The sequence below is a fragment of the Pseudoalteromonas sp. SR44-5 genome (genome assembly GCF_014163675.1).
GTDB lineage: Bacteria > Pseudomonadota > Gammaproteobacteria > Enterobacterales > Alteromonadaceae > Pseudoalteromonas > Pseudoalteromonas rhizosphaerae.
The window spans coordinates 138270-164391 of record NZ_JACJDT010000002.1 but is presented as its reverse complement, the minus strand read 5'-3'; the positions used below and the strand labels follow the sequence as shown (position 1 = coordinate 164391).

Genomic DNA, 26122 nt, shown 5'->3' with positions numbered 1-26122 from the left:
ATTATTTTTGTTTATCCAGAGGTAAGGCGATACGCACACATAACCCGCTTGGTTGTTTATTATGCAGCGTTAAACTGCCAGAATGGGCGACAATTGCATTTTTAGCAATCGCTAAGCCAAGTCCTGTGCCGCCGCTAGTTCTGTCTCGTGCATCAGATTGGCGGAAAAAAGGCTCACATAATTTGCCTAAATTTTGCGGTTCGACGCCCGGGCCATCATCACTGATCTCTATATAAATAGCATCACTTAAACTCAATGTTAGGGTGATTGTTTGCTCTGCATATTTTATTGCGTTGCGTAAAACATTCTCTAGCGCACTGGCAATGAGGCTCTCGTCACAATAAATATCAACATTGAGTTGGCCATTAATAATTAATTGCTTATTAGTCTGTTTAGCTTCAAATTGTGCATCATTCAAAACATGATCAATAATGATCTGTAAGGATTGTTGATGCAGCGATAGCGCCTGACTTTTCGCCTCTAAGCGCGATACTTGCAGCACATCAGCGATCATTTTATCGAGCTGATTTGCTTCTTTTTCAATGCGTAATAAATAGGTTTGGTTTTCTTCTGGGGTCTGCATTTGCGCAAGACCCGTAGCCATTTTAAGGCGAGTTAGGGGGGAACGCAACTCGTGAGATATATCAGCCAATAAGCGCTTTTGTGCAGAAATCAGTTGCTCTAACTGACTTGCCATACTATTAAAGTCGCGGCCAAGTACGCCCAGTTCATCTTGCCTGTTTGGATCAATTTCAGCGCGCGCGGTTAAATCGCCGTCAGAGAGCTTAATTGCAGCTTGCTTTAAGTGATTAATAGGTGCAATTAGGTTACGACTAAATATAAAACTTAAAGTTAATGAAGCCAGTAAAGCAATGATCACTTTTAGCCAAATCGGCATCAGCTTTAACCGTATAAAAAAAGGTGGTTGATGATTCTCATCAATTTCGTATAGGTAAAATTGCCCCTCAGGAAGGTTTATTTTTATCGGTCCGAATGCTTGATAATACTCGGTAAAAATAATTTGTGGCGGCATGTTTTTAGTGAAATTAAGTAAACTTAAATCAATCTCACTTGATGGTACTCTGCTACTGAGCGAGTGATCTGGCTGATCTGAATTTAAATATAGTAACTTTTGTTTTGCAAGCCGCGGATGAGTTAAAATTTCGGCAATCGATTTATTATGTTTGACTACCATACGTTCGATGCCTTTGGCCGTGTATTGCAAGTTTTTCTGCATGGGCCCATGTAAGTTCTCATAACTGACTTGATTGGTCGCAATGTTACTTAAAAACACCAATGCAGTTATGGTGCCTATTACTGTTAGCCAAAACCACACAAAAATTTTGAAAAATAAAAAGTGCTGAGGATGTTTTAGCCAAGAAAACCGAGTTTTATTACTCCCCTTGGATAAAGACATAACCAGTCCCTCGCATGGTTTTTATTCGTTCTGCATTGTTGAACTCGGCAATTTTTTTACGAATATTACTCACATGCATATCAATTGAGCGATCAAAAGAGGCTAGGCGTCTACCGAGCACCTCTTCACTTATTTGCTCTTTACTGACCACTTCACCTGCATGTTTAACCAGTAAGGCAAGTACTTCATATTCAGTACCGGTTAGGCTTAGCGGGTGTTCATCTACATACGCTTCGCGGGCAGCTAAATTTATAACAATATTATTAACGGTTAACTTATTACTGCTGGTATTTGCTAGGCTAGTAATATGTTCTATACGACGAGTAATCGCTTTAACCCGCGCGAGTAATTCACGATGATTAAATGGTTTAGGAATGTAATCATCAGCGCCTAGTTCAAGACCAAAAATACGGTCAAAGTCTTCACCTTTGGCGGTTAGCATGATCACCGGCGTTAATTTTGTTTGCCTAAGCTGTTTTAATACTTCAAAGCCATCTAGTTTCGGTAACATAACATCGAGTAAAATTAATGCATACTCTTGCTCAAGCGCTTGTTTTAAGCCTTGTTCGCCATCATGGGCACATTCTATTTGAAAACCTTGCGCAGTTAAGTACTCTGAGAGTAATTCACATAAACCGGTATCATCATCAATCATTAATAGCTTCATTATTTGCTCACCTTAACCACGCTGGAATAACTTCATTTTACGCCTTAACGCACTTAAAAGTGAACCTTTACACAACCTTTACATTGCTTTGCGTTGCTTTGCACTTGGTTAGTTATAGTGAACATAACAACTGAACAGACACTAAGTTACAAGCAACTCAAAGGTAATGATTATGACTATTTCAAGTAAAGTTTCTAAATTAGTATTAATTTGTGGATTAGCGACAGCAACATTAGGCACTGGCGCCGTAATAGCAAAAGAGGGCATGGATCATAAACCAGGCCATTCTCAACAGCATAAACAAGCGCGCTTTTTACTCTCTGAGCGTGGCGTTAAAAAGCTTGATTTAACTGAGCAACAACAAACTCAGTTAAAAAGCATTTTTGATGCGCAAAAAGCACAGTTTAAAGCGCTACGTGGCAACGATAAACAGGCCATGAAGCAAGAGCGTGCTGCCCATAAGGCACAAATGCAAGCATTGTTAGATATGCCAACCTTTGATGAAGCCGCAGCGAAAGAGTTATTAGCGCAGCGCCAAAGCAAAGGCGAGCAATTTGGCTTAATTAACCTAAAAACGCAGCATCAAGTATGGCAAGTATTAAATGCTGAACAACGTGAAAAGTACCAAGAAATTAAAAAGCACATGCGTAAAAAAGGTGACAAAAAACGCAGCCGTGACGAACAAACGGCAAGCTAAGTAATTACCAAAATTACTAAAGCGAAAAATGAAGCGCGGGAGAGATCCCGCGCTTTTCTTTTTTAACGACCCATGTAGCGAGTTTACCTCGTGGCTGGCTTTCGTCACTTAAAGACTTTTTGCACAAGGAGAAGTGAATGAGCGTAAATGAGAAGAAAAATGCCGCGGGCTTCGAGCAACGAGCTCCGAATACACCCCAGCACCTAGCCACTACCTAGGCCCTGTTTTTACAATTACTTCTCTAAAAGCGCAGCGCATCATAACCTCTTTGTGAATAATTTATATTTGCGCGGGGTAAACCCGCGCCTACGAATTGGTCGCAGGTTTTATATCGCGTCATAGTGACGATAGATAGCAAGGTTGCTTGATAAGTATACGTTAGTTGCGTATATTTAATGACATGAAATCTATCTTTGTAGCATCGGTTATTTTTGAAAAATACCGACAACAGTATTTAACAGCAGATCAAAAGAAACAGTTAAAAGACTTTATGGAGGCGTGGCGCAATGAGCAAACGTGATTTATTTTCAGAGTTAAGTACAGCACTTGTTGATGCTAAAGCACATTCGCAAGGCAAGTTAACCTTACGCACTCATACTGTAAGTGACGCGAGTGAACTCGCCATTTCACCCGATGAAATAATCAATATTCGCGAAGCATTTAATATGTCGCGCGGGGTATTTGCAAACTTATTACATACCTCAGCACGAACCCTTGAAAACTGGGAGCAAGGCCGCAGCGCACCGAATGGTCAAGCTGTTACTTTATTAAAGCTGGTACAGCGCCATCCTGAGACATTGAATTATATAGCTGAGTTGTAAATGTTAGTTGAATTCACAGGCTAAGGTTGTTGCTTTACTTATATATTTCATAGTAACGAGTAAACAAGCTAGTTCATTGGAAGAGGAGGTTAATATTATTAACCTTATTATTCACTTAGAATTCCTAATTTTGATATAGTTGATATTTACTATATAAGTTTGATTGAATTATAAAAGAAAGGGATAGCTTGGATGACGTTAAAACATAGCCACAATGATCAGGCAACTGCTGACACTTGTCAATTTTTAGGTACAGAGTCTTTTGCCACAACTATAGCTGAAGATATTGAGAAGTCAGAAAGCCCTCGCACTATAGCTATTACTGGGTATTGGGGTAGCGGAAAAACTTCCTGTTTGGCTGGTGTATATAAAAAAGTAACCGGAACTTCTCCAGCCGAAATTACTAATAATAAGCAAGAACAAACAGGTAAGTATACCGGTATCTGGTTTGAAGCTTGGCGTTATCAAAATGAAGTATCACCAATTATTGCATTACTACATTGTATTAAAAATCACTTTTCATCGAGTAAAAAGTTTATTGATGGAGCAGGCAAGTTAGCTAGTGTAAGTGTACTTGGTGCATTAACTGTTTTAGATGGTGTGATAAAGCAGGCTACTGGTTTATCGGGTTTTAGCAAAATAAGCGAAATCGGTGAAAAATACGAAAAAGATAATTTACTGAGTCGTTTAGCAGCAGATCAAATCAATGATGCCCTTACCCAGGCTGTTAGTGCTTTATTAGGTAATAATAAAGAGAAGCTTGTAATTTTTATTGATGATTTAGATCGTTGTGAACCAGAAAATGCTTATAAATTGCTTGAGGGATTGAAGCTATATTTGAGTATACCTAATTGCACAGTTGTTCTTGCTATTGACCAGCAGCAAATTGAGAGATTTTTACAAAAACAGTTTATTAATTTAATGCCCGAAAGAAAAACTGAGATTGATAATCAGTATAGTTACTTAGGTGTAGAGTATTTAGAAAAGTTATGTCAGGAAGCTTATCGCTTACCCATTCCTAACCAAAAACAAAAGTCAGACTTTTTTATATCTCATTTAAGGCGACTGTTTAGAGATGAAAATGGCTCTACGGTAATTGCTGATTTAGATGAAATACTGGAAGAGTATGATGTTTTGCCTGCTAATCCTAGGCGCTTAAAAATGATTTCTAACAAACTAGCTGGATATCTAAGAAAAGTTGATGGCTCTAATGTTAAAGGTGAGCTTGATGAACAATGTAGTCTTTTTAAAGAGTTTACAGCTATTGATGAAGAGAAACGTTCTAAATCATTTGCTGCAATAATTTTAATTGTTTCGAGCCTTTCTGTTAGTTACAGACGAATATACGAAAGTATTGAATTAAGAGCTGATGCGGCATTAGATATTTTTGAGTTTGTCAAACCTGAAGAGGATAGTCGTTATACAACTCCAAGCTCTGCTTTCTATGAATTAAATAAAGATCACCGTACGACAGGGATTCAAGCTAAGTATGAACATCCAAGTGATTTAAGTGTCTTTAAATTAAAACCTTTATTTGATGATGAAGTAGGTTTGCATTTATATGCAGAGACACCTCCTGCAACTATTAGTGAAATCATGCATCAATTTATTAACTATTTTAATCATAATCAGGTGAACTAATGTGGACACAACAATCTATAGGTCTTTTTTCTGATGTTTTGCCTAAGTTCATTGAGCCATCAGTTAGTGATTTTAAGAATTTGGCAAAATCACCATTGTATCGCTATTTAGATCAATTTTTAAAAGAAGAGCGCCATTTAGATAACCAGGGCTTAGCTTTAGACGATAGTGATGGTGATAAAAAGTTAGTTCATATTGATGAGCTTTACGTTATTCCTAAATTAAGTAAAACCCGTATTACGGCTGAGCATTTAGCAAAAGTTGATGGTGATGTAGAAGCTACTAGATCTCTACCATTAGATGGAGTTGCTGATTTAATTGTTGAAAACCCAAGAACAGTCTTGTTGGGTGATCCGGGAGTTGGTAAAAGTACATTAATAAAATGGCTGGTTTGTTCACTGTGTCATTGGAGTGACAATTATGCAAAAAAACGCTTAGGCCCGCTTTTCCCACTCTTACTGACTGTTCGCAAGTTATCACAAGAAAGCTTATCTGAGCTTTCGAACGAAGAATTTATAAATTTAATATTTATGCAGCAAGGTGGTGCTCTTTTTAATTTGATATTAAATGAGCAGAGCACTAAAAACAGCTTTTTTGATATATTAACTACTGGACAAGTTTTCTTTCTAATTGATGGTTTGGATGAAATTTCACCTGAGTTAACAAGTTGGCTTGCTAAGCAAATTAAGCAATTATTGCGTGAGTATCCTAAAACAAGACTTTTGATGACCAGCCGTATTGTTGGTTTTAATAATCAGAATTTTTGGTATGAAAAAGATAAAAGGAGTAAATCTATAAAGGCAGCTACTCCTTTAAAATACAGTATTGAACAATTCAGCAAAGGAATGAAAGTTAATATCAGCGCCGATAATGAGTTAAGTAATGATATGGAAGTCTCTTTGGATAGAGCTCTAAATTTACCCACTATTTTATATCTGGCACCTTTTTCTCCAGAGCAGAGAAGGGCATTTTCAGAAAACTGGGTGAAAAAATATTTACCCCCTAAAATGGAGTTAAGAAAAGAGTTTATTGAAAATATTACTAATATTAGTGCTCAATTAATTCAGATAAATGCTTTGTCAAGAATACCCGTACTGCTTAATTTAATTTGTTTTATTCAATGGCGTAGAGGTCGGTTACCCCACGGTAGAGCTGAGTTATATCAGAGAATTGTTGGGACATATCTTGAGTCAATGGACAAAGCCAGAAGATTAGAACATAAATTAGGTCGTGAATATGACTATCAGGATATTAAGAATTGGCTCTCAAAGCTTGCCTATTTTATGCATGCTGGAGATTTATGTTTACCGGAAAAAAGCATAGTCTCATTCGACGAAGCTGAATTAGAAGAAGCAAGAGAGCGCCTGCCAAAGCCAAACCGCAATAGCAGTTTTTTTACAGTAAAAGAATCGCAACTAAAGCTGTTTTTAGAGTTACAGTTATCTGAAATAATAGATGTTGATTCATTATCGGAACATAGTAATAACTTAGTTGATTATTTACAAAATAGAACGGGTTTCTTAATACCTAAAGGGGTAGAAGATGGAGAAAATGTATTTGGCTTTAGTCATTTATCATTTCAAGAATATTTTTGCGCCTACTTTATAAGTTTAAATTTAGATACGTTACAGGATAATAAGACTGGCTTTCAGTATCTAGTGAATAGTACTTATGAAGCAGCTTGGAAAGAAATTTGGGTTTTGGTTTTTGAAGAATTATCCACACAAGGGAAGAACCGAAAAGAAATAGGAATTTTTTACAATAAAGTGTTCAATAAAGTTGACTTTTCCCAGCTGAAAAAAAAATACTTTGAAGAAAAACTTCTCTTTTTAAAGAAAGAGCTTATTGATAACACAGCGGTTAAGTTACCTATAAAAATAGAGAACGAATTAGAGCTTAGTATACTAAAAGCTATTTATACAAATAATGGTATTCGCAGACTTGAAGTTGTGTTTCCAATTAATGAAAAAATTGAAAATGACAAAGCACTAATTGAACTTTTGAAAGATGAACATGTTATATCTATTCACAATCATAGGTTAAAGAATTTTGAATGGCTAGGAGAGCTCAATAAGATTAAAACTCTTGCTTTGAGTGGCTTTAACGACTTTAAAAGTGTGAAGGACATTGAAATTAAAAATTTGGAAAAGGTTGAATTTAAAGGTCAATTCAAGTTTTTACCTAAATTTAATTTTTTTGATTTTATACAGCATTTATCAATAAGTTCTGAAAATTTGAATGCTTTACCGAATATCGAGAGTATGGAAAAGTTAATAACTCTTGATTTAAGTTGTCATCATAAAGGACACTTTTTAGAGAGTATTAAGAGCCGCTCATTAACCTCTTTGAGTTTAATAGCTCCTGATTTAAAAGAGATCAAGTTTGCGGAAAATATTATTAATTTAAAAGACATATTTGTTTTTATTGGGACAGGTATTGAGAACTTTGAATTCGTAAAAGGATTGGTAAATTTAAACTCATGTCAGGTAATGAATTCAAACATAAAGTGTCTATCAGGAATAGAGACTTTAAAATCACTTAAAAGGTTAGATCTAACTGCTTCCAATATACCAAGCGATGCTAATTGGAGGCTATTAAATCAGCTCAAACAGTTAGAAGAGTTAACATTTGAAGTTGATAATGAGATTGATATTTCTTTTCTTATTGAAATCAATAGTTTGAAATATTTAGATGTTACATTTAATACTGCTTTAAGTGAAAAAAATAAAATTGTTCTAAAGGAGTTAGAGCTTCGAGGACTAAATATTTTTTTAAGTGAAAAAAGTTAAAAATGTCGGCTGCCTTTACGACTCATGCAATTGTCAGCTTGAATTGCATGAGTCGTAATATCATTTATAAGGTAATGGGGGTTTTACTCAATCAACTCAGCTCTTTTATAGCGCTACTTATCCCATCCAAGCTCAGCGGGTACATGCGGTTGTTCATTAGCTGCTTTATAAAATCAATTGATTGGTAGTATGGCCAGTGTTCAACCGGTTGTGGGTTGAGCCAGGCGACTTTATCAAAGTGATTAGTGATACGGGCAAGCCAAACACTGCCGGGCTCTTCGTTGTAGTGTTCCACTGAACCGCCAGGGTAGGCAATTTCATATGGGCCCATAGTGGCGTCGCCAACAAAGATCACTTTATAGTCACTGGTGAACTTGTTGATCAGCGTCATGGTGTCGATGACGTTGGAATGGCGGCGTTGGTTGTCTTGCCAAACATGTTCGTATAAGCAGTTATGGAAGTAGTAAAATTCTAAGTGTTTAAACTCGCTATGCGCGGCGCTAAATAATTCTTCACAGGTGTGAATGTAATCATCCATTGAGCCGCCAATATCAAACAGCATCAATACTTTTACCGCATTGTGGCGCTCTGGTGCCATTTTTACATCCAGCATGCCGCCTTGCTTGGCGGTCGCGCGAATGGTCTCGTTTAAGTCGAGGGTGTCACTGGCGCCAGTGCGAGCAAACTTGCGCAGTTTTTTAAGGGCGAGCTTAATAGTGCGTGAGCCAATTTCACGGTCAGAATCCAGATTACGGTATTCGCGTTTATCCCATACTTTTACCGCTTGGCGATTGCGGTTGCCGTCTTGACCAATCCTTACGCCCTCAGGGTTATAGCCATACGCGCCAAATGGCGATGTACCACCGGTGCCCACCCATTTATTGCCGCCGGCGTGGCGTTTTTGTTGTTCTTCTAGGCGCTCTTTGAGGGTTTTCATTAGCTCATCAAGGCCGCCCATGGCTTTAAGCTGGGCTTTTTCTTCATCACTTAAGTGTTTTTCAAACTCTTTGCGCAGCCAATCTTCAGGTAAGTTGTGCTGCTGTTTTAAGCTTTCGAGTAAGTCGATATCGGCAATGCCGCTAAAGTAATCAGCAAACGCTTTATCAAACCTGTCAAAGTGGGTTTCGTCTTTAACCATTATGGTACGGGCTAAATAATAAAATCCGTCAATATCGGCAAATACCGCGCCTTTTTTTAGCGCGTTGATCAAATCAAGCAGCTCGCGCAAACTAACAGGTAAACGGTATTCACGCAGTTTGAAGAAAAACGCAACCAACATCTTAACGGCGACTCATAAAGGCAAGTTTTTCAATTAAGCTGATATCTTGCTCATTTTTAAGTAGTGCGCCAAACATTGGCATTAAACCGCCTTTTTGAGTTTTGTCATGCAGAGTTTTTGCATCGATGTCTTCAGCCATAAGCAGTTTTAACCAATCAAGTAACTCGCTGGTGGAAGGCTTTTTCTTAATGCCGTTGACTTCACGTAGATTAAAAAATACTTCTAGCGCTTGGCGAACTAAATCTTGTTTTACGTGTGGGTGGTGAACATCGATAATTTGCTGCATTTCATCACTAGATGGAAAATCAATGTAATGGAAAAAACAACGGCGTAAAAAGGCATCGGGCAGTTCTTTTTCGTTGTTTGAGGTGATGATCACAATAGGGCGTTGTTTTGCGATTACACGCTCACCGGTTTCATAAACATGAAATTCCATTTTATCGAGTTCTAATAGTAAGTCGTTCGGGAATTCGATGTCGGCTTTGTCTATTTCATCAATTAATAATACCGGGCGTTTGTTATGTTCTTCACCATAGGTAAATGCCTGCCACAACTTGCCTTTAATAATATAGTTGCCAATGTCGTTTACCCGGGCATCACCTAATTGGCTGTCGCGAAGGCGTGATACTGCATCGTATTCATATAAGCCTTGCTGCGCTTTAGTGGTCGATTTGATATGCCATTGGATAAGTGTGGTGTCTAAGCTTTTAGCCAACTCCTCAGCCAGCATGGTTTTACCAGTGCCGGGCTCGCCTTTGATCAAAAGTGGCTTTTCCAGCAAAATAGCCGCATTAACCGCTTGTTTTAACGCTGAACTTGCGATGTAGTTATTAGTAGAATTAAATTGCACGTAAATACCTATCTGGTCTGAGCAGTAAACAATATGCCTATCATGCCATAGTTAATCGGCTTCACCAAGGTAGCTAAAGCGTGGAATAATTTGGCCATCTTTCTCGACGGTTTCGCTAAACATACTCAGTGGTCGTGCCCACATGCCAAACTCACCATACAAGGCTTGGTAGATAACTAATTGTTCGTCTGTTTCACTGTGAGTGGCGACGTATAGAACTTTGTACTTTGGGCCTTTGTAGTGTTGGTATATGCCTGATTTGAGGGTATGTGGTTTTATTGCTGTAGTCATGTTTTGATCTCTTGTATAATTTGTCTTTGCACTTTTAATGCTAACTAATTTGCCAATACTATGAACTATATTTCGTTAGATGATTACAAAAAAGCGTGGGTTTTTCGTCATAAAGATGCGCCAGTAACAGAACAAGACCTTGCCTTAATTAAACCTATGAGCCATGAGCGTGCCGCTGTTTTATGGAGCACCATGGTGAGTCGTGAACATGACCATCCTGATTTTTTTGAAAAAACAGACTGGTGTGGTAACGAAGACAATTTCTCGCAAACTATTCACTGGGAAGCTGCATGGGAAGCCGGCGCTGAGCAACTGCCAGCTGAGATACTTGCGCACTTAGGTTGGCAAGCTAATACCACCGTGTATTTTTGTATCGCCCGCGATAATATTATCGAAACCAGCTTTGATGTGTTTAAACGCAATTGGCAAAATTTTATGTTTTTAGCTGATGGTAGTCTGTTATTAGGTAAGAAACGTGATGAAGTAGTGCAGTTTTTAGAAACTGGCGATGCTAAATTAGGTATAAAGTCACAAGTTAAGTAACCTGAGCTTTGCTTTTGTAAATAGCAGAGCTTAAAAAGCAGTCAATACTGTGCTATAAAACAAGCAACTAGATGTTTTAGAGTATGATCGTTGGCTGCAAGCGACCCCTTTCAACAAGTCGATATTTGGCAATCAGATACACAACGTGTGCTATATGCACAGTTGTGCAATGCTTTTTATGCGCGGGAAATAGGTCAATTAGTTGTTGAAGTGAATGAGCAGCGTTTACGCAAGCGATTAAAAAGTCTTCCTTATTATATAGAACGCGCAGCAACGGCCGTGGTAAATGGTCAAGTTCCTTTTCAGTTAGATCCGCACAATGGCTGTTGGCTTGATAAGCAAAAAGCTCAGCCTCCCAACGCAAAAAATAATGATGATTTTTATCAAACACATAAAAATGTAGGTTTAATTGTTCCGCTTTTACTCAATAGCGCAAATCAAACCCGTGTTGCAATAGACAGCATCGACCAAGTAAGCGACAATAAACTTCATTGTAATGAGCATGGTTGGTTTGACTGCCAAGGTCAGCCGCTTGAAGGGCAGTCGGTGGTGTTATTAAAGCCCACAAAGGCAACAATGGCCGCTGCTTGTTGTGGCCATCAGTGGTCTTTTGATAAACGCACAACACCGCGTATTTTATCACTGAGAGAAATGCTGCTAGCAGGCAATATCAATTGGCGTAATTTAAAACGTCCCCATGTTCGAGTTAAAAAAATATAATACCAGTAGCCTTAATCGCATTATAAATTTGTACTGGTAGAGTAAAATCAAGGAGTGTTTAATGCGACTGTTTCAATTCACGCTGCTGTGCTTAGCGTTATTTGTACAATATCGATTATGGTTTGGCCACAACGGTGTACAAGATTATAGTCGTTTAAAAGCTGCTGTTACTTCACATCACGATACTAATGCTCAATTGATCAAACGTAATAAAGTGCTTAAAGCCGATATTGAAGATTTAAAGCTTGGTCAAGAAGGTGTGGAAGAGCGCGCTCGAAATGAATTAGGGATGATCAAACCCGGCGAAACATTTATTCGTGTTTTACCTGGGCAGCAACAAAATGACAACTAATTATACCCTTGCAGCCATAGTCCCAGCCGCTGGCGTGGGAAGCCGTATGCAACATAGCGCACCGAAGCAATACATTCGCTTGGCTGGTAAAACAATTCTTGAACATACACTTGCTAAACTAGCGCAACTCAAACAATTAACGACTATTGTGGTGGCCGTCAGCGATGATGATCCTTATTTTGCTACACTGGAGTTTATTGATCAGCGCATTGTCCGTGCAAGTGGCGGCAAAGAGCGAGCCGACTCGGTACTTAATGGCTTATTAGCGCTTGCAGATAACCCGCCTGATTGGGTGTTAGTGCATGATGCGGCAAGGCCGCTGGTTACCTTGGCTGATATTGAGCGCTTACTTAGTGAGTGTATTAACGCTGACGAAGGCGGTATATTAGCAAGCAAAGTGAAAGATACCATTAAGCGCGGTGCAACTCATAGCCAACAAACAGTGCCACGGGATGACTTATGGCAGGCGTTGACCCCGCAATTATTTAAGTACCACGATTTAACGCAGGCATTGCAAACTGCGCTTGCTCAGCAGGTTACGATCACCGACGAAGCATCGGCAATAGAATGGGCGAATAAGCCCGTAAAGCTAGTGGCTGGGCGTAGCGATAATATTAAAATAACCACTCCAGAAGATTTAGATTTAGCCAACTTTTTACTCCAAAAACAACACAGTGAGAATGCATCATGATTCGTATAGGCCATGGCTTCGATGTCCATAAATTTGGTGGCGAAGGCCCGTTAACTATTTGTGGTGAAAAGATTGCTTACCCACAAGGCTTTTTAGCGCACTCTGATGGTGATGTTGCGATCCATGCACTATGCGATGCTATTTTAGGCTCATTAGCAATGGGCGATATTGGCAAGCACTTTCCTGATACCGCCATTGAATATGAGAATATAGATAGCCGTATTTTATTACGCCATGTTGTTGATTTAGCTAAGCAGCAAGGCTATGTACTGGGTAATGCGGATGTAACGATAGTAGCGCAAGCGCCAAAAATGCTGCCGCATATTCAAGCCATGCGTAAGAATTTAGCCGCTGATTTAAATGCTGAACTGGACCAGGTAAATGTCAAAGCAACAACCACTGAAAAGCTCGGTTTTGAAGGGCGAAAAGAAGGTATTTCAAGTCATGCAGTGGTTATCATGAGCAAGCAACCACTATGAGCGAGTTAAATTATTTATACGGTGCACCACTATCTAAAGCTGATTTTAAAACCACTGCTGAAGATTTTATGGTTGATGAGGATTTAGGCATAGAGTTTACCGGCAGTGGTGAACACGTCTGTTTACAGGTCGTTAAAAAAGGCGAAAATACCCAATACGTTGCTAAATTACTTGCCCAAAAAGCGGGGATTTCGCCACGTGATGTCAGCTTCGCTGGTATGAAAGATCGCCACGGAGTATGTAGTCAGTGGTTTAGTGTGCCAGTACCCATTAAAAAAGACATTGATTTTACTGAGCTAAACAGTGAATCACTGTTTATCATTGCTCAGCAACGGCATAATCGTAAGCTGCGGACTGGCTGCCACAAAGGTAATAAATTCAGCATTATTCTACGTAATGTAACTCAGCCGTTAGACATTCTTTGTCGTATCAACGCGGTACGCGCCGGGGTGCCTAACTATTTTGGCGAACAACGCTTTGGTCACGATGGTCATAATTTAGTGATGGCTAAAAAGATGTTTGCCGGTGAGCGCATTCGTGACAAAAAACTACGTGGTTTAATTATCTCTGCTGCACGTTCTTATGTGTTTAATCAAATAGTGAATTTGCGTGTTGCTGAGCACGGCTTAGCTAAAACCATGCACCGTGAAGTGTTTATGCTCAGTGGTAGCAATGCATTTTTTGAAGATGCCATTAGCGATGAAAATATCGCTCGTCTTGCCTCTGGCGATATTATGATGTCTGCGCCATTGGTCGGCACTAGCGAAAAAGGCCTCACCGAACAAGAAAAAATATGGCTAGAGCCGTATCAAGATTGGTGTGAAGGGCTTGGTAAGTTAGGGCTGAAAAATGAGCGCAGAATGTTGCGTTTGATCCCACAAGATTTAACCGTTGCAACGATTGATGAAACTACCATTAAATTGAGCTTTGGTTTACCCAAAGGCACCTTTGCCACGGCATTGTTACGTGAGCTGGTGGATTACACAGATGCAAGCCCACGAGTACATAAAGAACAGGACGCTGAAAATGAAAATTCTTCTAAGTAACGATGATGGTGTTAATGCAAAAGGTATTGCAGTGTTGTATCAGGCATTGACGCAAATTGCAGACGTAACGTTAGTTGCACCTGATCGCAATTGCAGTGGCGCAAGTAACTCACTGACGCTACTTAATCCACTGCGTGCTACCACGCTAGATAACGGGTTTATTTCGGTCAATGGTACGCCCACTGATTGTGTACATTTGGGCGTGAATGAATTACTTAATGAAAAGCCCGATTTAGTTGTGGCTGGCATTAATCATGGCGCGAATTTAGGTGACGATACTTTGTACTCAGGGACTGTTGCAGCAGCAACCGAAGGACGTCATTTAGGCTTGCCCGCAGTGGCGGTGTCTTTGTGCTCAAAAGAAGGCAATCATTTTGAAACGGCAGCAGCGGTGACTGTCAGCATAATTAAAGAGCTGGCGTCACATCCATTGCCAAAAGATCAAATCATCAACATTAATGTGCCAGATATTCCGTTATCTGAGCTAAAAGGCGTGCAAGTAACGCGTTTAGGTGCGCGTCATAAAGCAGAAACCATGACTAAACAACAAGATCCATGGGGACGAGACATTTATTGGTATGGGGTTTTAGGTGCCGAAAGTGATGCCGGAGAAGGTACAGACTTTTATGCTATCAATAATGGCTATGCATCGGTTACGCCACTAAGTGTTGATATGACTGCGAAAGATAGTTTGGCTGCGGTTGGTGAGTGGCTTAAAACAATGGAGATCAACGGTGCTGGCTAATTATACTCGAAGTGCCCGTGCGCTCGCTGACCTATTACAGCGTGAAGGTGTTGAAGATAAATTGGTACTCAGCGCTATTGCTGATATTCCACGTCATGTATTTGTTGATGATGTACTTAAGCATAAAGCGTATCAAAATACGGCGTTGCCAATAGGTCAAGGACAAACAATTTCACAGCCATATATTGTTGCCCGTATGACCGAGTTACTGCGTTTGGCTGGCGTGCGCGATAAAGTACTTGAGATAGGCACGGGTTCAGGCTATCAAACAGCGGTGCTGGCGAAAACCTTTTCAAAAGTATTTTCGGTAGAACGAATTAAAGCGTTACAATGGCAGGCTAAGCGCCGTTTACATAACCTAGACTTATACAACGTTTCCATGAAACATGGCGATGGTTGGCAAGGCTGGCAGTCACAAGCGCCGTTTGATGGCATCATTGTAACCGCCGCTGCATCGCAAGTCCCGCAGGCATTACTTGATCAACTCAGTGATGGTGGGGTGATGATTGCGCCAATCGGTAATGAAGATCAACAACTGGTTATGGTTGTGCGCGAAGGCGAAAAATTTACTCAACATGTTATTGCGCCAGTTAGATTTGTACCTTTAGTCCCTGGCGACATTGAATAGGAAGTCACTTTGAAATTGTTTACTAAGTTATACGATATGGCATTAGTGTGGGCAAAACATCGCCACGCAGAGCGTTATTTAGCTGGGATGAGTTTTGCTGAATCGGTTATTTTTCCTATTCCACCCGATGTAATGCTCGCGCCGATGTCGCTTGCACAACCGAGCAAAGCATGGCGCTATGCTACTTTTGCTACAGTTGCTTCGGTGCTTGGCGGTATTTTAGGTTATTTGCTCGGATTTTGGTTGTTTGAACCTGTAGTAGAGCCATTAATAGCGCAAATGGGTTGGCAAGAAAAGTTTAATACCGCTTTAAGCTGGTTTAAAGATTATGGCGTATGGGTGGTGTTTTTAGCCGGTTTTTCGCCAATACCCTATAAAGTATTTACTATTGGTGCTGGGCTTTTGCACATGGCGTTTTTACCTTTTTTATTAGCTTCTGCTGTCGGGCGTGGTGCGCGGTTCTTTTTAGTTTCAGCGCTAATGAAGTGGGGCGGAGTAAAAATGGAGCAAAAATTACGTCAATATGTTGAGGTACTTGGCTGGGGGGTAGTGATTTTAGTGGTGGTTGCATACTTTTTATTACGTTAAGCATCTAAATAACTACTTTTAGCACAAGGAGCAAAACACCATGAATAAACAGTACGTCTTCTATGTTACTTTATTTACAAGTGTTTTGCTCAGTGCCTGCTCATCTCGACATGCCCCCGCTCCGGTCAGTAGTTTAAATACCAGTGTTAAACCTTATACTAGTAAAGTAAATATTAATGGTGACCGCTACACGGTTAAAAAAGGTGATACGTTATACTCGATAGCCTTTAGCGCCCAGCAAGATTTCCGCACGTTGGCAAAAAATAATGGCATACCAGCCCCTTACATAATCCAACCGGGGCAAACAATTTCTTTTAAAAATGTACCTGAAAAAATAAAAAAGCATAAAAAATATACGAAACCGAGTAAAAAGTCTACAAGTGGCATACAAAAAAATAACAAAAAATTAAAGAAAGAGCTTGATCAGCCAAAACAACGAGAGTATGTTCAAAAACAAGCCAATAGGAAAATTAGTAAAAATAACAGTTTGTCCTCGACCCAAGTTAAGTGGTCGTGGCCAGCTAAAGGAACAGTAACTCAGCGTTTTTCAACCAAGGAAAGCGGGTATAAAGGGTTACAAATTACTAATAAAAAAGGTGTCGCTGTTTTTGCCGCAGCACAAGGGACTGTAGTTTATGCGGGTAATGCACTTAGAGGATACGGTAATTTAATTATTTTGAAACATAATGATGATTATCTTAGTGCCTATGCACATAACTCTAAGTTGCTAGTTAAAGAAAAACAGGATGTGAAAGCTGGGCAAAAAATAGCCGAGATTGGCAGTTCAGACTCTGAAGTGACGGCATTGCGTTTTGAAATCCGTTACCGAGGACAAGCTGTTAATCCTGAGAAGTATTTGCCTTAGCTATCGGTCGGGTATTGATCATAGTGATATAAGATCACTTGTTTGCTTGAGGGTACGCTCATGGGTAACACAGCAAAAATAGAAAAAACGAAAGATGCGATTGATGATAAATTTGATGATATAGCTGTCGCTGATACAGACTCTGAATTATTAGATGACGTCGATAAAGATGATGACAAAGAAGATGAAATATTTGCCAAAGAGGAAATCACTAAGAATTTAGATGCGACTCAGCTGTATTTAGGTGAAATTGGTTTTTCGCCATTATTAAGTGCTGAAGAAGAAGTCTTTTTTGCTCGCAAAGCATTAAAAGGTTGTAGCGCTTCTCGTAAACGAATGATTGAAAGTAATTTACGTTTAGTTGTTAAAATCGCCCGCCGTTATAACAATCGTGGCCTTGCGTTACTTGATTTAATTGAAGAAGGTAATCTTGGTTTGATCCGCGCCGTTGAAAAATTTGATCCTGAACGTGGTTTTAGATTTTCGACCTATGCGACTTGGTGGATCCGTCAAACAATTGAACGCGCCATCATGAATCAAACCCGCACAATTCGCTTACCAATCCATGTAGTGAAAGAGCTTAACGTTTATTTACGCACCGCACGTGAACTAACGCAAAAGCTGGACCATGAGCCCACTGCCGAAGAAATTGCAGCGTGTTTAGACCGACCAGTTGAAGACGTAACTAAAATGCTGCGTTTAAACGAGAAAATCACCTCTGTAGATACACCTATTGGTGGTGAAAACGATAAAGCATTGTTAGATATTATTGCCGATGAAAAAGGCTTTGGCCCGGAAGGCGAAGTACAAAATAATGATATTAATAAGCACATTGTAGACTGGTTAGGTGAGCTTAATCCTAAGCAACGTGAAGTGCTTGCACGTCGTTTTGGTTTGTTAGGTTATGAGCCATCAACGCTTGAAGATGTGGGTCGTGAAATCGGTTTAACGCGTGAACGAGTAAGACAAATTCAAGTAGAAGCACTGCGCCGCTTAAAAGATATTTTGCAGCATGAAGGATTAAGCACTGATAGCTTGTTTGATCAGTTTTCATAACACTGACTGATACAGCAATAGACGCAGCAACACAAACACACACAGAAAATAATTATTAAAAGCTGAAGAGCTAACTCTTCAGCTTTTTTTGTGCTTAAAGCATGCTACAGCAGCGATTTTAGCTTATATAGTAAATCTTGAGCTTGGCGTGGGCTTAAGTTATCTAGATCAACCTCAGCGAGTTGTGCTTCTACCTGTGATGGTTCAGCTGTAAATAATGATGGCTGTACTGCATTGATATCCGCAGTAACTGGCTGATGATTCTCCAGCATTTTAAGCTTTTGTTTTGCCTGTTTTATAACTGCTTTTGGCACCCCAGCTAAGGCCGCTACTTGCAAGCCAAAACTTTTACTTGCGGCACCATCAAGTACGGTATGCATAAAGGCAATTGTGTCGTTGTGCTCTATCGCATCTAAGTGAACATTCACCAGTCCCGCTTGTTGCTCGGCCAGTTCGGTAAGTTCAAAATAATGGGTTGCGAATAAAGTTTTAGCGGATATTTTTGATGCTAAATGATCCGCTGTTGCATAAGCTAATGATAGACCATCGTAGGTACTCGTCCCTCGGCCAATTTCATCCATTAACACCAGTGACTGCGCGGTTGCATTGTTTAAAATGGTGGCTGTTTCGGTCATTTCGACCATGAAGGTTGAGCGACCTGATGCTAAGTCATCACTGGCGCCAATACGTGTAAATATACGGTCGATATTACCAATCTTAGCGCTGTCTGCTGGCACAAAGCTACCAATGTGTGCCATTAACACAATCAGTGCAGTTTGGCGCATATAGGTTGATTTACCGCCCATATTTGGTCCCGTAATGATCAGCATTTTACGCTGAGCATTAAGCTCTACAGGATTGGCAATGAAAGGGTCTTTCATTACTTGTTCAACAACTGGGTGGCGACCTTGCTTAATACTAATGTCATCGTTATCGCACAGTAGCGGTTTTGCATAGTTCAATGCAATTGCACGCTCGGCAAGGTTATTTAGCACATCTAAATCTGCCAGTGCTGCCGCCATTATTTGTAGCTGTTCAATGTGCGGGGCAATAAATTCAAACAGTTGTTCGTAAAGTTGCTTTTCAAGCGCCAGAGCTTTTGATTGGCTACCTAACACTTTATCTTCATGCTCTTTAAGCTCTGGAATTATATAACGTTCGTTATTTTTAAGCGTTTGGCGACGAATATAATCAGCGGGCACTAAATGTGCGTTGGCACGACTTACTTCAATAAAAAAGCCATGCACACGGTTATAACCGATTTTAAGGGTGCTAATACCGGTGCGTTCACGCTCGCGCTGTTCGAGTTGTTCAAGAATGTCGGTAGCGCCTTGGCTGAGTGAACGCCATTCATCGAGTTCACTGTTGTAACCCGGTGCAATTACGCCACCATCACGAATAAGTACCGGTGGGTTTTCAATCACTGCTTGCTCAAGTAATTGCTGTAAATCAGGTAATTCAGGAGATTGCGCGATGATCTGACTAATGCGAGGATCGCTGGCTTCGGTTAATAGCTGGTGCAGTGGAGCTAGGGCTTGTAGTGCGCTACGCAGACGGGTTAAATCGCGCGGACGAGCGGTCCACAATGCTAAACGAGCAATAACCCGCTCAATATCACCTATTTGTTTTAACGACTCATGTAGCTCACCACACAGCTGTACATCGATAATGGCACTAATCGCATTAAGGCGAGCGTTAAGCTCAGGTTTAGAACGTATTGGTGTATGAATACGACGCTTTAATAGCCGTGAGCCCATCGCTGTTGCTGTTTTATCAAGTACTTGTGCTAAGGTGTTTTCAAAGCCACCAGAGAGGTTAACGGTCAACTCTAAATTTTTACGGGTGGCAGCATCTAAGATTACTGCATGTTCGTTATGTTCTAATGTGATGGCGCGAATATGGGGTAGAGCAATACGTTGTGTGTCTTTCACATATTGCATAAGGCAACCGGCGGCAACTAATGCAGCTGTTGCTTTATCAACCCCAAAACCGACTAAATCTTTGGTGCCAAACTGCTCGCATAACAAATGTTGTGCAGTGTCTAAGTCAAACTCCCATTCAGGACGACGGCGAATACCTTTAATATGTTCAATCAAATGAAAGTTGGCAAAGTCTTCACTATAGAGTAACTCTGCTGGTGCTAAGCGTTGTAAAGTTGAACTAAATGCTTCTTCAGTATTTACTTCAACAATATTAAAACGGCCTGAGTTAATATCCAAGTAAGCAATGCCATACACGCCTTTTTTACTTTGCCAAACGCTGGTCAGTAAATTATCTTGGCGCTCTTGTAATAGTGCTTCATCAGAAATGGTGCCAGGGGTAACAATGCGTACAACTTTGCGCTCAACAGGCCCTTTGCTGGTTGCAGGGTCGCCTATTTGCTCACAAATAGCGACGGATTCACCCATTTGTACCAAACGAGCTAAATAGTTCTCTACCGCATGATAAGGGACGCCTGCCATAGGAATAGGATCGCCGCCGGCTTTACCACGGTGAGTTTGTGAAATATCAAGCAGTTGTGCTGCACGTTTTGCATCATCAAAAAATAGCTCGTAAAAATCGCCCATGCGATAAAACAGTAAAATATCACGATGCTCAGATTTTATTTTTAGATACTGCTGCATCATCGGAGTTTGTTGACTTATATTGTGCGGTGCATAAAGATCGAACGACATGTATTTACCCAAAGGCTGAATATGGAATTACATCAAGAGATTAAAACACTTGCTGCGCAGTTAGGTGCTATTTTAACGGATAAACGCTTATGGATCACTAGTGCTGAATCATGTACTGGTGGTGGAGTGAGTTATGCGTTAACAGATACCCCTGGCAGCTCGGCTTATATTGACCGTGCATTTGTAACATACAGTAATCAAGCTAAGCAGGATTTACTAGGGGTTACAGAGCAAACCTTAACTTTATACGGCGCAGTGAGTGAGCAAACTGTTTTGCAAATGGCCGCGGGTGCGTGTAAGGCCGCAGGGGCAGATATTTCGGTTGCAGTATCGGGTATTGCAGGTCCAGGTGGTGGCAGTACAGAAAAACCAGTAGGTTTAGTATGGTTTTGTATTCAAATTGGCGAGAAACAGTATCCGAGCCAACAGATATTCGCAGGCGATAGAGCGCAAGTTAGGTTGCAAGCTATTGTTTACTCATTAAAAACCATTATAGAAAAGATAAATTAATAAAATTAGCTTGATACTGTGATTTCATACAGTATACTTGTCTGCATTAGCCGGATTTGGAGAGTAAAATGAACGATAACAAACAAAAAGCGTTGGACGCTGCTTTATCTCAAATTGAACGTCAATTTGGTAAAGGCTCAATAATGAAATTGGGTGACAATAAAGCGTTAGATATTGATGCTATATCAACAGGCTCTCTGGGCATTGATATCGCATTAGGCATAGGTGGTTTACCTATGGGGCGTATTGTTGAGATATATGGCCCTGAATCATCAGGTAAAACAACGCTAACATTACAAGTTATTGCTGAAGCACAAAAAGAAGGTAAAACCTGTGCTTTCGTTGATGCTGAGCATGCACTTGATCCAATTTATGCCCAAAAATTGGGTGTAAATATTGATGAGTTATTAGTTTCACAACCTGATACAGGTGAACAAGCACTTGAAATTTGTGACATGTTAGTACGCTCAAGCGCTGTTGATGTGGTTGTTGTCGATTCGGTTGCGGCATTAACACCGAAAGCTGAAATTGAAGGCGACATGGGTGATTCACACATGGGCCTACAAGCACGTTTAATGTCACAAGCATTACGTAAGCTAACTGGTAATATCAAACGTTCAAACACTTTATGTATTTTCATTAACCAAATCCGTATGAAAATTGGTGTTATGTTTGGTAACCCAGAAACCACTACTGGTGGTAACGCACTTAAATTCTACGCGTCAGTACGTTTAGATATTCGTCGTATCGGTTCTGTTAAAGAGGGCGACGAAGTGGTGGGTAACGAAACCCGCGTTAAAGTGGTGAAAAACAAAGTTGCTCCTCCGTTTAAGCAAGCTGAATTTATCATCATGTATGGTGAAGGCATCTCTAAGCATGGCGAGCTAATTGACTTAGGTGTTAAGCATAAGCTAGTTGAAAAAGCAGGTGCTTGGTATAGCTACAATGGTAGTAAAGTTGGTCAAGGTAAATCAAACTCAATTAAGTTCTTGAAAGAGAACCCTGAGATCTCTAATGAGATTGAAGGTAAGTTACGTGATATGTTGCTATTAAAAGCAACAATTAAGCCTGACGATGTTGAAGATACAGTGTTAGCAGATGATGCTGAGCTTTAAAAGTATTTAATAAGCGCGATTTGACCCGCACTTAACATTAAAAAAGCCGCTAAATAATATTTAGCGGCTTTTTTGTATTTGTAACAGCCAATACCTTAAGCCAATTGGGTGTAGATAATTTAACTTTGATAAGGTATATCACAGGCATAAAAAAGCGGCCAAAGCCGCTTAAGGAAGTAATATAATTTTAGTTTTAGCTTAGAACGCGTATTTAACTGAGAACTGCAGGCGATCTAAATCACCATCAACGCCACTTTCTGTTTCACGTTCTGCATGCTTTAACTCAGCACCAAACGTTAAACGTTTAACTGGTGAGTATAAAATATTAGCGCTATAGCTTTGGCTAGATTCAGTTGGGTCACCGGTAATCGTAAGCAAATCAGTGTTATTGTCTGCTGAGAAGAACGAGTAAAGGAATGTTGAGCGCCATTGGTTATTCCAATTGTGCTGGTAAGCGATAAACCCTGATGTAGAGTCAATTGCATCTAGCTCATCACCATTAAGCACTGCACCATGCGCAACATTTAAGCCAACGTAACGACCTAAGCCTTTACCTTGGGTAAGCATAAATTTAACGTTGTCTTGGCCAACTTTAAACATACCTGATGCACTAATACCAATTGATGTTTCATCAGCGTCAAGGCCGCCCACTTTATAAGTAAGTTGACGAGCAAGCGCTGCAACCACTAAGTTACCCCAATCAGCAGTATGTGTGTAACGTGCTGTGAAATCCGGTAATGATGCATCATCGGTTACAGCCATACCATTTGAAGTTGTAATTGTACTTTCAGGGTTTTCTAACGAGAAAGACCATGCGCCAGTTGTGTATTTAACTTGTGCTTGGCGAACAAATACCGTGCCTTCAGCTGGACCTACAAAATCAAGAGTTTCAGGCAGTGCACCAACATTTTGGAAGTTTGACCATGTTTGACCAAATAACCAGCCGTCGTAAGAAATAAATGCGTGGCGAATACGTGGCGCGTATGAGTTTGATACGCGCTCATTACCGCCAGCAGCAGATGCTAAAAAGTCTATTTCGATTTTACTACTTATGGTTTTGCCGTTGTCTAGGAGTGTTGATGTGCCAAAATTAAAACGAGACTGACGTGCGTGCATATCAAATACAGCATCAGAGTTGTTGTCGGCACCGACTGTTAATGTACTTGGTACATAAAAGTCACGCCCTACATTTGTACCTGCAGGCGCACCAGCTGAATAATCACTCCACATTGCATCGAGTTTTATATAACCGCCATAAGTCACATCAGTGCCACCGATGGTTGCGGCTTGTGCTGTTGCTGAAAGCGCGCACAATACGGCTGTGGCAGTAAGTGTTTTTAATACTGTTGATTTTGTTGTCATAGTCAAAGTCCTATTCGGGGCTGCTTGTTGCATTATTATACTTGTGGTGTGATACCACTTTTGATTAAGTATGCTTTTTACTCAATTACCTATTGGTCTATTAGACTAAGGTGGCAAGCTTGCCATCTCAGTATAAACATATCATTAACATTTTGTATTGATAGCGTAAAATGATGAAATTTTAAAACAATTTGAGCGTACAGTGAAATAAATCAAAGATAATACAACTAAGGTCTAATACTTTCGCCCGCTATGCTGGGTGATCCTTAAGATAGGCCTTAGGCAAGTAATTAAAATGGAGACGACTATGTCACAAAGTATCTATCCAGTTCCTGCACATATCAAGAATGCAGCCTTAGTTGATAACGATAAATATAATACACTTTACAAGCAATCTATTGATGATCCCGAAGGTTTTTGGGCAGAGCACGGTAAACGTCTCGATTGGTCAACACCTTTTACTAAAGTAAAAAACACCTCGTTTGATAAAGGCCATATCAGTATTAAATGGTATGAAGATGGTGAGCTTAATGCTTCGTATAACTGTATTGACCGCCATCTGGCAACTAAAGCAGATAAAACGGCATTGATCTGGGAAGGCGACGATCCTTCGCAAAGTGAACATATTTCTTATCAACAGCTGCATGACGAAGTGGCAAAATTTGCCAACGGTTTGAAAAAACTCGGTGTTAAAAAAGGCGATCGTATTGCTATTTACATGCCTATGTCACCGCAAGCTGTTTATGCAATGCAAGCATGTGCGCGTTTAGGTGCAATTCACTCGGTAGTCTTTGGTGGTTTCTCACCATCAGCAATTGCTGATCGTATTAAAGATTCTGGTGCTAAAATTGTTATTACTTCTGATGAAGGGCGTCGTGCAGGCAATACAGTGCCGCTGAAAGCAAATGTTGATGAAGCCGTTGCACAACAGTCGGTCACTACCATCGAACACGTTGTTGTACATCAGTTAACGGGTGGCGAGGTACAATGGCATGAACATGATGTATGGTGGCATGATTTAGTTGCTGATCAAGCCCCAGACTGTGCACCAGAACCGATGAATGCAGAAGATCCACTCTTTATTCTTTACACTTCAGGTTCAACAGGTCAGCCTAAAGGGGTGGTTCATACGACTGGTGGTTATTTAGTATATGCATCGATGACTCACGAATATGTATTTGATCTAAAAGAAGATGATATCTTTTGGTGTAGCGCCGATGTGGGCTGGATCACAGGTCACAGTTACATTGCTTACGGCCCATTAGTTAATGGCTGTACGCAAGTCTTATTTGAAGGTGTACCCACTTACCCAACCGCAGGACGTATGGGTGAAGTAGTCGATAAGCATAACGTTACAATTTTATACACAGCGCCAACGGCAATTCGTGCACTGATGGCCAAAGGCGATGAACCAACAGCGACTTCAAACCGCGATAGCCTACGTATTTTGGGCTCGGTGGGGGAGCCAATCAACCCAGAAGCATGGACTTGGTATTACGAAAACATGGGTAAAGGTAACTGCCCAATTGTTGATACTTGGTGGCAAACTGAAACTGGTGGCATCATGATCACACCTTTACCAGGTGCAATTGATATGAAACCTGGTTCTGCAACCCGTCCATTCTTTGGTATTGCGCCAGCATTATTTGATGCTGAAGGTAATGCTCTGGAAGGCGCAGTTGATGGTAACTTAGTTATTCTTGATAGCTGGCCATCACAAGCTCGTACAGTTTACGGCGATCATGAACGTTTTGAACAAACTTACTTCTCAGCTTATCCGGGTGTGTACTTTACTGGAGACGGTTGTCGCCGTGATGAAGATGGTTACTACTGGATCACCGGCCGTGTTGATGATGTATTAAACGTATCAGGACATCGCTTAGGTACTGCCGAGATTGAAAGTGCACTGGTTGCTCACCCTGCGGTTGCCGAAGCTGCTGTAGTAGGTTACCCGCACGATATTAAAGGCCAAGGTATTTATGTTTACCTAACGCCAAACGAAGGTATAACGGTCAGTGACGAATTAACCAAAGAAGTTCGTAACTGGGTTCGTAAAGAGCTTAGCCCAATTGCATCGCCAGATATGATCCAATGGTCACCAGGCTTACCGAAAACGCGCTCTGGTAAGATCATGCGCCGTATTTTACGTAAGATCGCTGCAAATGAGCACGAGCAATTAGGTGATACCTCAACACTTGCAGACCCTGGTGTGGTTGATGAATTAATCGAGAACCGATTAAATCGTTAAATATGCGTTAAAAACTTGATTAGAAGTTGATTCTAAACGTAGTATAT

General features: G+C 40.4%; 25 protein-coding genes. 18 read left to right on the top strand and 7 right to left on the bottom strand.

The window, feature by feature from the left end; all coding sequences use genetic code 11:
* Position 1: 1 nt before the first annotated feature.
* Positions 2–1417 carry an ATP-binding protein gene (locus tag H5154_RS01855; protein ID WP_182717195.1) on the bottom strand — a complete coding sequence of 472 codons (1416 nt, stop codon included), beginning with the start codon at positions 1415–1417 and terminating at the stop codon, positions 2–4.
* The gene (locus H5154_RS01850) at positions 1395–2084 is read right to left on the bottom strand and encodes a response regulator (protein WP_149982148.1); all 690 of its coding nucleotides are present in this window, start codon (positions 2082–2084) and stop codon (positions 1395–1397) included. The genes H5154_RS01855 and H5154_RS01850 overlap by 23 nt, the downstream gene beginning before the upstream one ends.
* A gap of 172 nt (positions 2085–2256) precedes the next feature.
* Between H5154_RS01850 and H5154_RS01845 the strand changes: the two genes are divergently transcribed.
* The 4 genes from H5154_RS01845 (at position 2257) to H5154_RS01825 (ending at position 8032) form a co-directional block, all read left to right on the top strand.
* On the top strand, positions 2257–2781 hold the full coding sequence (locus H5154_RS01845; protein ID WP_182717194.1) for a Spy/CpxP family protein refolding chaperone: 525 nt from the start codon (positions 2257–2259) through the stop codon (positions 2779–2781).
* 506 nt (positions 2782–3287) lie between these two features.
* Positions 3288–3602, top strand: coding sequence for a DNA-binding transcriptional regulator (locus tag H5154_RS01835; protein WP_182717192.1), 315 nt, complete (start codon positions 3288–3290; stop codon positions 3600–3602).
* Positions 3603–3794: 192 nt separating this feature from the next.
* Positions 3795–5243 (top strand): P-loop NTPase fold protein, encoded by a 1449-nt coding sequence (locus tag H5154_RS01830; RefSeq protein ID WP_182717191.1) that lies wholly within the window; start codon positions 3795–3797, stop codon positions 5241–5243.
* Positions 5243–8032 (top strand): NACHT domain-containing protein, encoded by a 2790-nt coding sequence (locus H5154_RS01825; protein ID WP_182717190.1) that lies wholly within the window; start codon positions 5243–5245, stop codon positions 8030–8032. The genes H5154_RS01830 and H5154_RS01825 overlap by 1 nt, the downstream gene beginning before the upstream one ends.
* Positions 8033–8123: 91 nt before the next feature.
* On the opposite strand, the gene H5154_RS01820 is transcribed toward H5154_RS01825, so the two are convergent.
* The 3 genes from H5154_RS01820 to H5154_RS01810 are packed head-to-tail and all read right to left on the bottom strand — an operon-like array spanning position 8124 to position 10452.
* Complete coding sequence (locus tag H5154_RS01820) at positions 8124–9311, bottom strand: VWA domain-containing protein (protein WP_182717189.1); 1188 nt, start codon at positions 9309–9311, stop codon at positions 8124–8126.
* A 1-nt stretch (position 9312) separates the two neighbouring features.
* On the bottom strand, positions 9313–10161 hold the full coding sequence (locus tag H5154_RS01815) for a MoxR family ATPase (protein ID WP_145235255.1): 849 nt from the start codon (positions 10159–10161) through the stop codon (positions 9313–9315).
* A gap of 51 nt (positions 10162–10212) precedes the next feature.
* Positions 10213–10452: a DUF1653 domain-containing protein gene (locus H5154_RS01810; RefSeq protein ID WP_145235257.1), complete on the bottom strand. Its 240-nt coding sequence runs from the start codon at positions 10450–10452 to the stop codon at positions 10213–10215.
* Between the two features lie 60 nt (positions 10453–10512).
* Between H5154_RS01810 and H5154_RS01805 the strand changes: the two genes are divergently transcribed.
* The 11 genes from H5154_RS01805 (at position 10513) to rpoS (ending at position 18165) form a co-directional block, all read left to right on the top strand.
* Complete coding sequence (locus H5154_RS01805) at positions 10513–10995, top strand: DUF2947 domain-containing protein (RefSeq protein ID WP_145235259.1); 483 nt, start codon at positions 10513–10515, stop codon at positions 10993–10995.
* A 90-nt stretch (positions 10996–11085) separates the two neighbouring features.
* Positions 11086–11715: a hypothetical protein gene (locus tag H5154_RS01800; RefSeq protein WP_145235262.1), complete on the top strand. Its 630-nt coding sequence runs from the start codon at positions 11086–11088 to the stop codon at positions 11713–11715.
* A gap of 61 nt (positions 11716–11776) precedes the next feature.
* Positions 11777–12067 carry a cell division protein FtsB gene (gene ftsB / locus H5154_RS01795; protein ID WP_145235264.1) on the top strand — a complete coding sequence of 97 codons (291 nt, stop codon included), beginning with the start codon at positions 11777–11779 and terminating at the stop codon, positions 12065–12067.
* Entirely contained in the window at positions 12057–12758 is a 702-nt protein-coding gene (ispD, locus tag H5154_RS01790) for a 2-C-methyl-D-erythritol 4-phosphate cytidylyltransferase (RefSeq protein ID WP_145235266.1), read from the top strand. Before ftsB ends, ispD begins: the two co-directional genes overlap by 11 nt.
* Positions 12755–13237, top strand: coding sequence for a 2-C-methyl-D-erythritol 2,4-cyclodiphosphate synthase (ispF, locus tag H5154_RS01785; RefSeq protein WP_145235268.1), 483 nt, complete (start codon positions 12755–12757; stop codon positions 13235–13237). The genes ispD and ispF overlap by 4 nt, the downstream gene beginning before the upstream one ends.
* The gene (gene truD, locus H5154_RS01780; RefSeq protein ID WP_145235270.1) at positions 13234–14283 is read left to right on the top strand and encodes a tRNA pseudouridine(13) synthase TruD; all 1050 of its coding nucleotides are present in this window, start codon (positions 13234–13236) and stop codon (positions 14281–14283) included. Before ispF ends, truD begins: the two co-directional genes overlap by 4 nt.
* On the top strand, positions 14264–15028 hold the full coding sequence (gene surE, locus H5154_RS01775; protein ID WP_145235272.1) for a 5'/3'-nucleotidase SurE: 765 nt from the start codon (positions 14264–14266) through the stop codon (positions 15026–15028). The genes truD and surE overlap by 20 nt, the downstream gene beginning before the upstream one ends.
* Positions 15018–15656 carry a protein-L-isoaspartate(D-aspartate) O-methyltransferase gene (locus tag H5154_RS01770; protein WP_145235274.1) on the top strand — a complete coding sequence of 213 codons (639 nt, stop codon included), beginning with the start codon at positions 15018–15020 and terminating at the stop codon, positions 15654–15656. The genes surE and H5154_RS01770 overlap by 11 nt, the downstream gene beginning before the upstream one ends.
* A 9-nt stretch (positions 15657–15665) precedes the next feature.
* On the top strand, positions 15666–16244 hold the full coding sequence (locus tag H5154_RS01765; protein ID WP_145235276.1) for a YqaA family protein: 579 nt from the start codon (positions 15666–15668) through the stop codon (positions 16242–16244).
* A gap of 40 nt (positions 16245–16284) precedes the next feature.
* Positions 16285–17109, top strand: a complete 825-nt coding sequence (locus tag H5154_RS01760; RefSeq protein ID WP_145235278.1) for a peptidoglycan DD-metalloendopeptidase family protein — start codon at positions 16285–16287, stop codon at positions 17107–17109.
* A gap of 60 nt (positions 17110–17169) precedes the next feature.
* The gene (gene rpoS / locus H5154_RS01755; RefSeq protein ID WP_145235280.1) at positions 17170–18165 is read left to right on the top strand and encodes an RNA polymerase sigma factor RpoS; all 996 of its coding nucleotides are present in this window, start codon (positions 17170–17172) and stop codon (positions 18163–18165) included.
* 104 nt (positions 18166–18269) lie between these two features.
* On the opposite strand, the gene mutS is transcribed toward rpoS, so the two are convergent.
* The gene (mutS, locus tag H5154_RS01750) at positions 18270–20840 is read right to left on the bottom strand and encodes a DNA mismatch repair protein MutS (RefSeq protein WP_182717188.1); all 2571 of its coding nucleotides are present in this window, start codon (positions 20838–20840) and stop codon (positions 18270–18272) included.
* A 21-nt stretch (positions 20841–20861) separates the two neighbouring features.
* Between mutS and H5154_RS01745 the strand changes: the two genes are divergently transcribed.
* Together H5154_RS01745 and recA are read left to right on the top strand one after the other, a co-directional pair.
* Positions 20862–21350, top strand: coding sequence for a CinA family protein (locus tag H5154_RS01745; RefSeq protein WP_145235284.1), 489 nt, complete (start codon positions 20862–20864; stop codon positions 21348–21350).
* A gap of 68 nt (positions 21351–21418) precedes the next feature.
* Complete coding sequence (gene recA / locus H5154_RS01740) at positions 21419–22465, top strand: recombinase RecA (RefSeq protein WP_145235287.1); 1047 nt, start codon at positions 21419–21421, stop codon at positions 22463–22465.
* 198 nt (positions 22466–22663) lie between these two features.
* Here recA and H5154_RS01735 read toward each other — a convergent pair whose 3' ends face one another.
* Entirely contained in the window at positions 22664–23827 is a 1164-nt protein-coding gene (locus tag H5154_RS01735) for a DcaP family trimeric outer membrane transporter (protein ID WP_145235291.1), read from the bottom strand.
* Between the two features lie 307 nt (positions 23828–24134).
* On the opposite strand from H5154_RS01735, the gene acs reads away from it, so the two are divergent.
* Positions 24135–26075, top strand: a complete 1941-nt coding sequence (gene acs, locus H5154_RS01730) for an acetate--CoA ligase (RefSeq protein WP_182717187.1) — start codon at positions 24135–24137, stop codon at positions 26073–26075.
* The last annotated feature ends 47 nt before the right edge of the window (positions 26076–26122 follow it).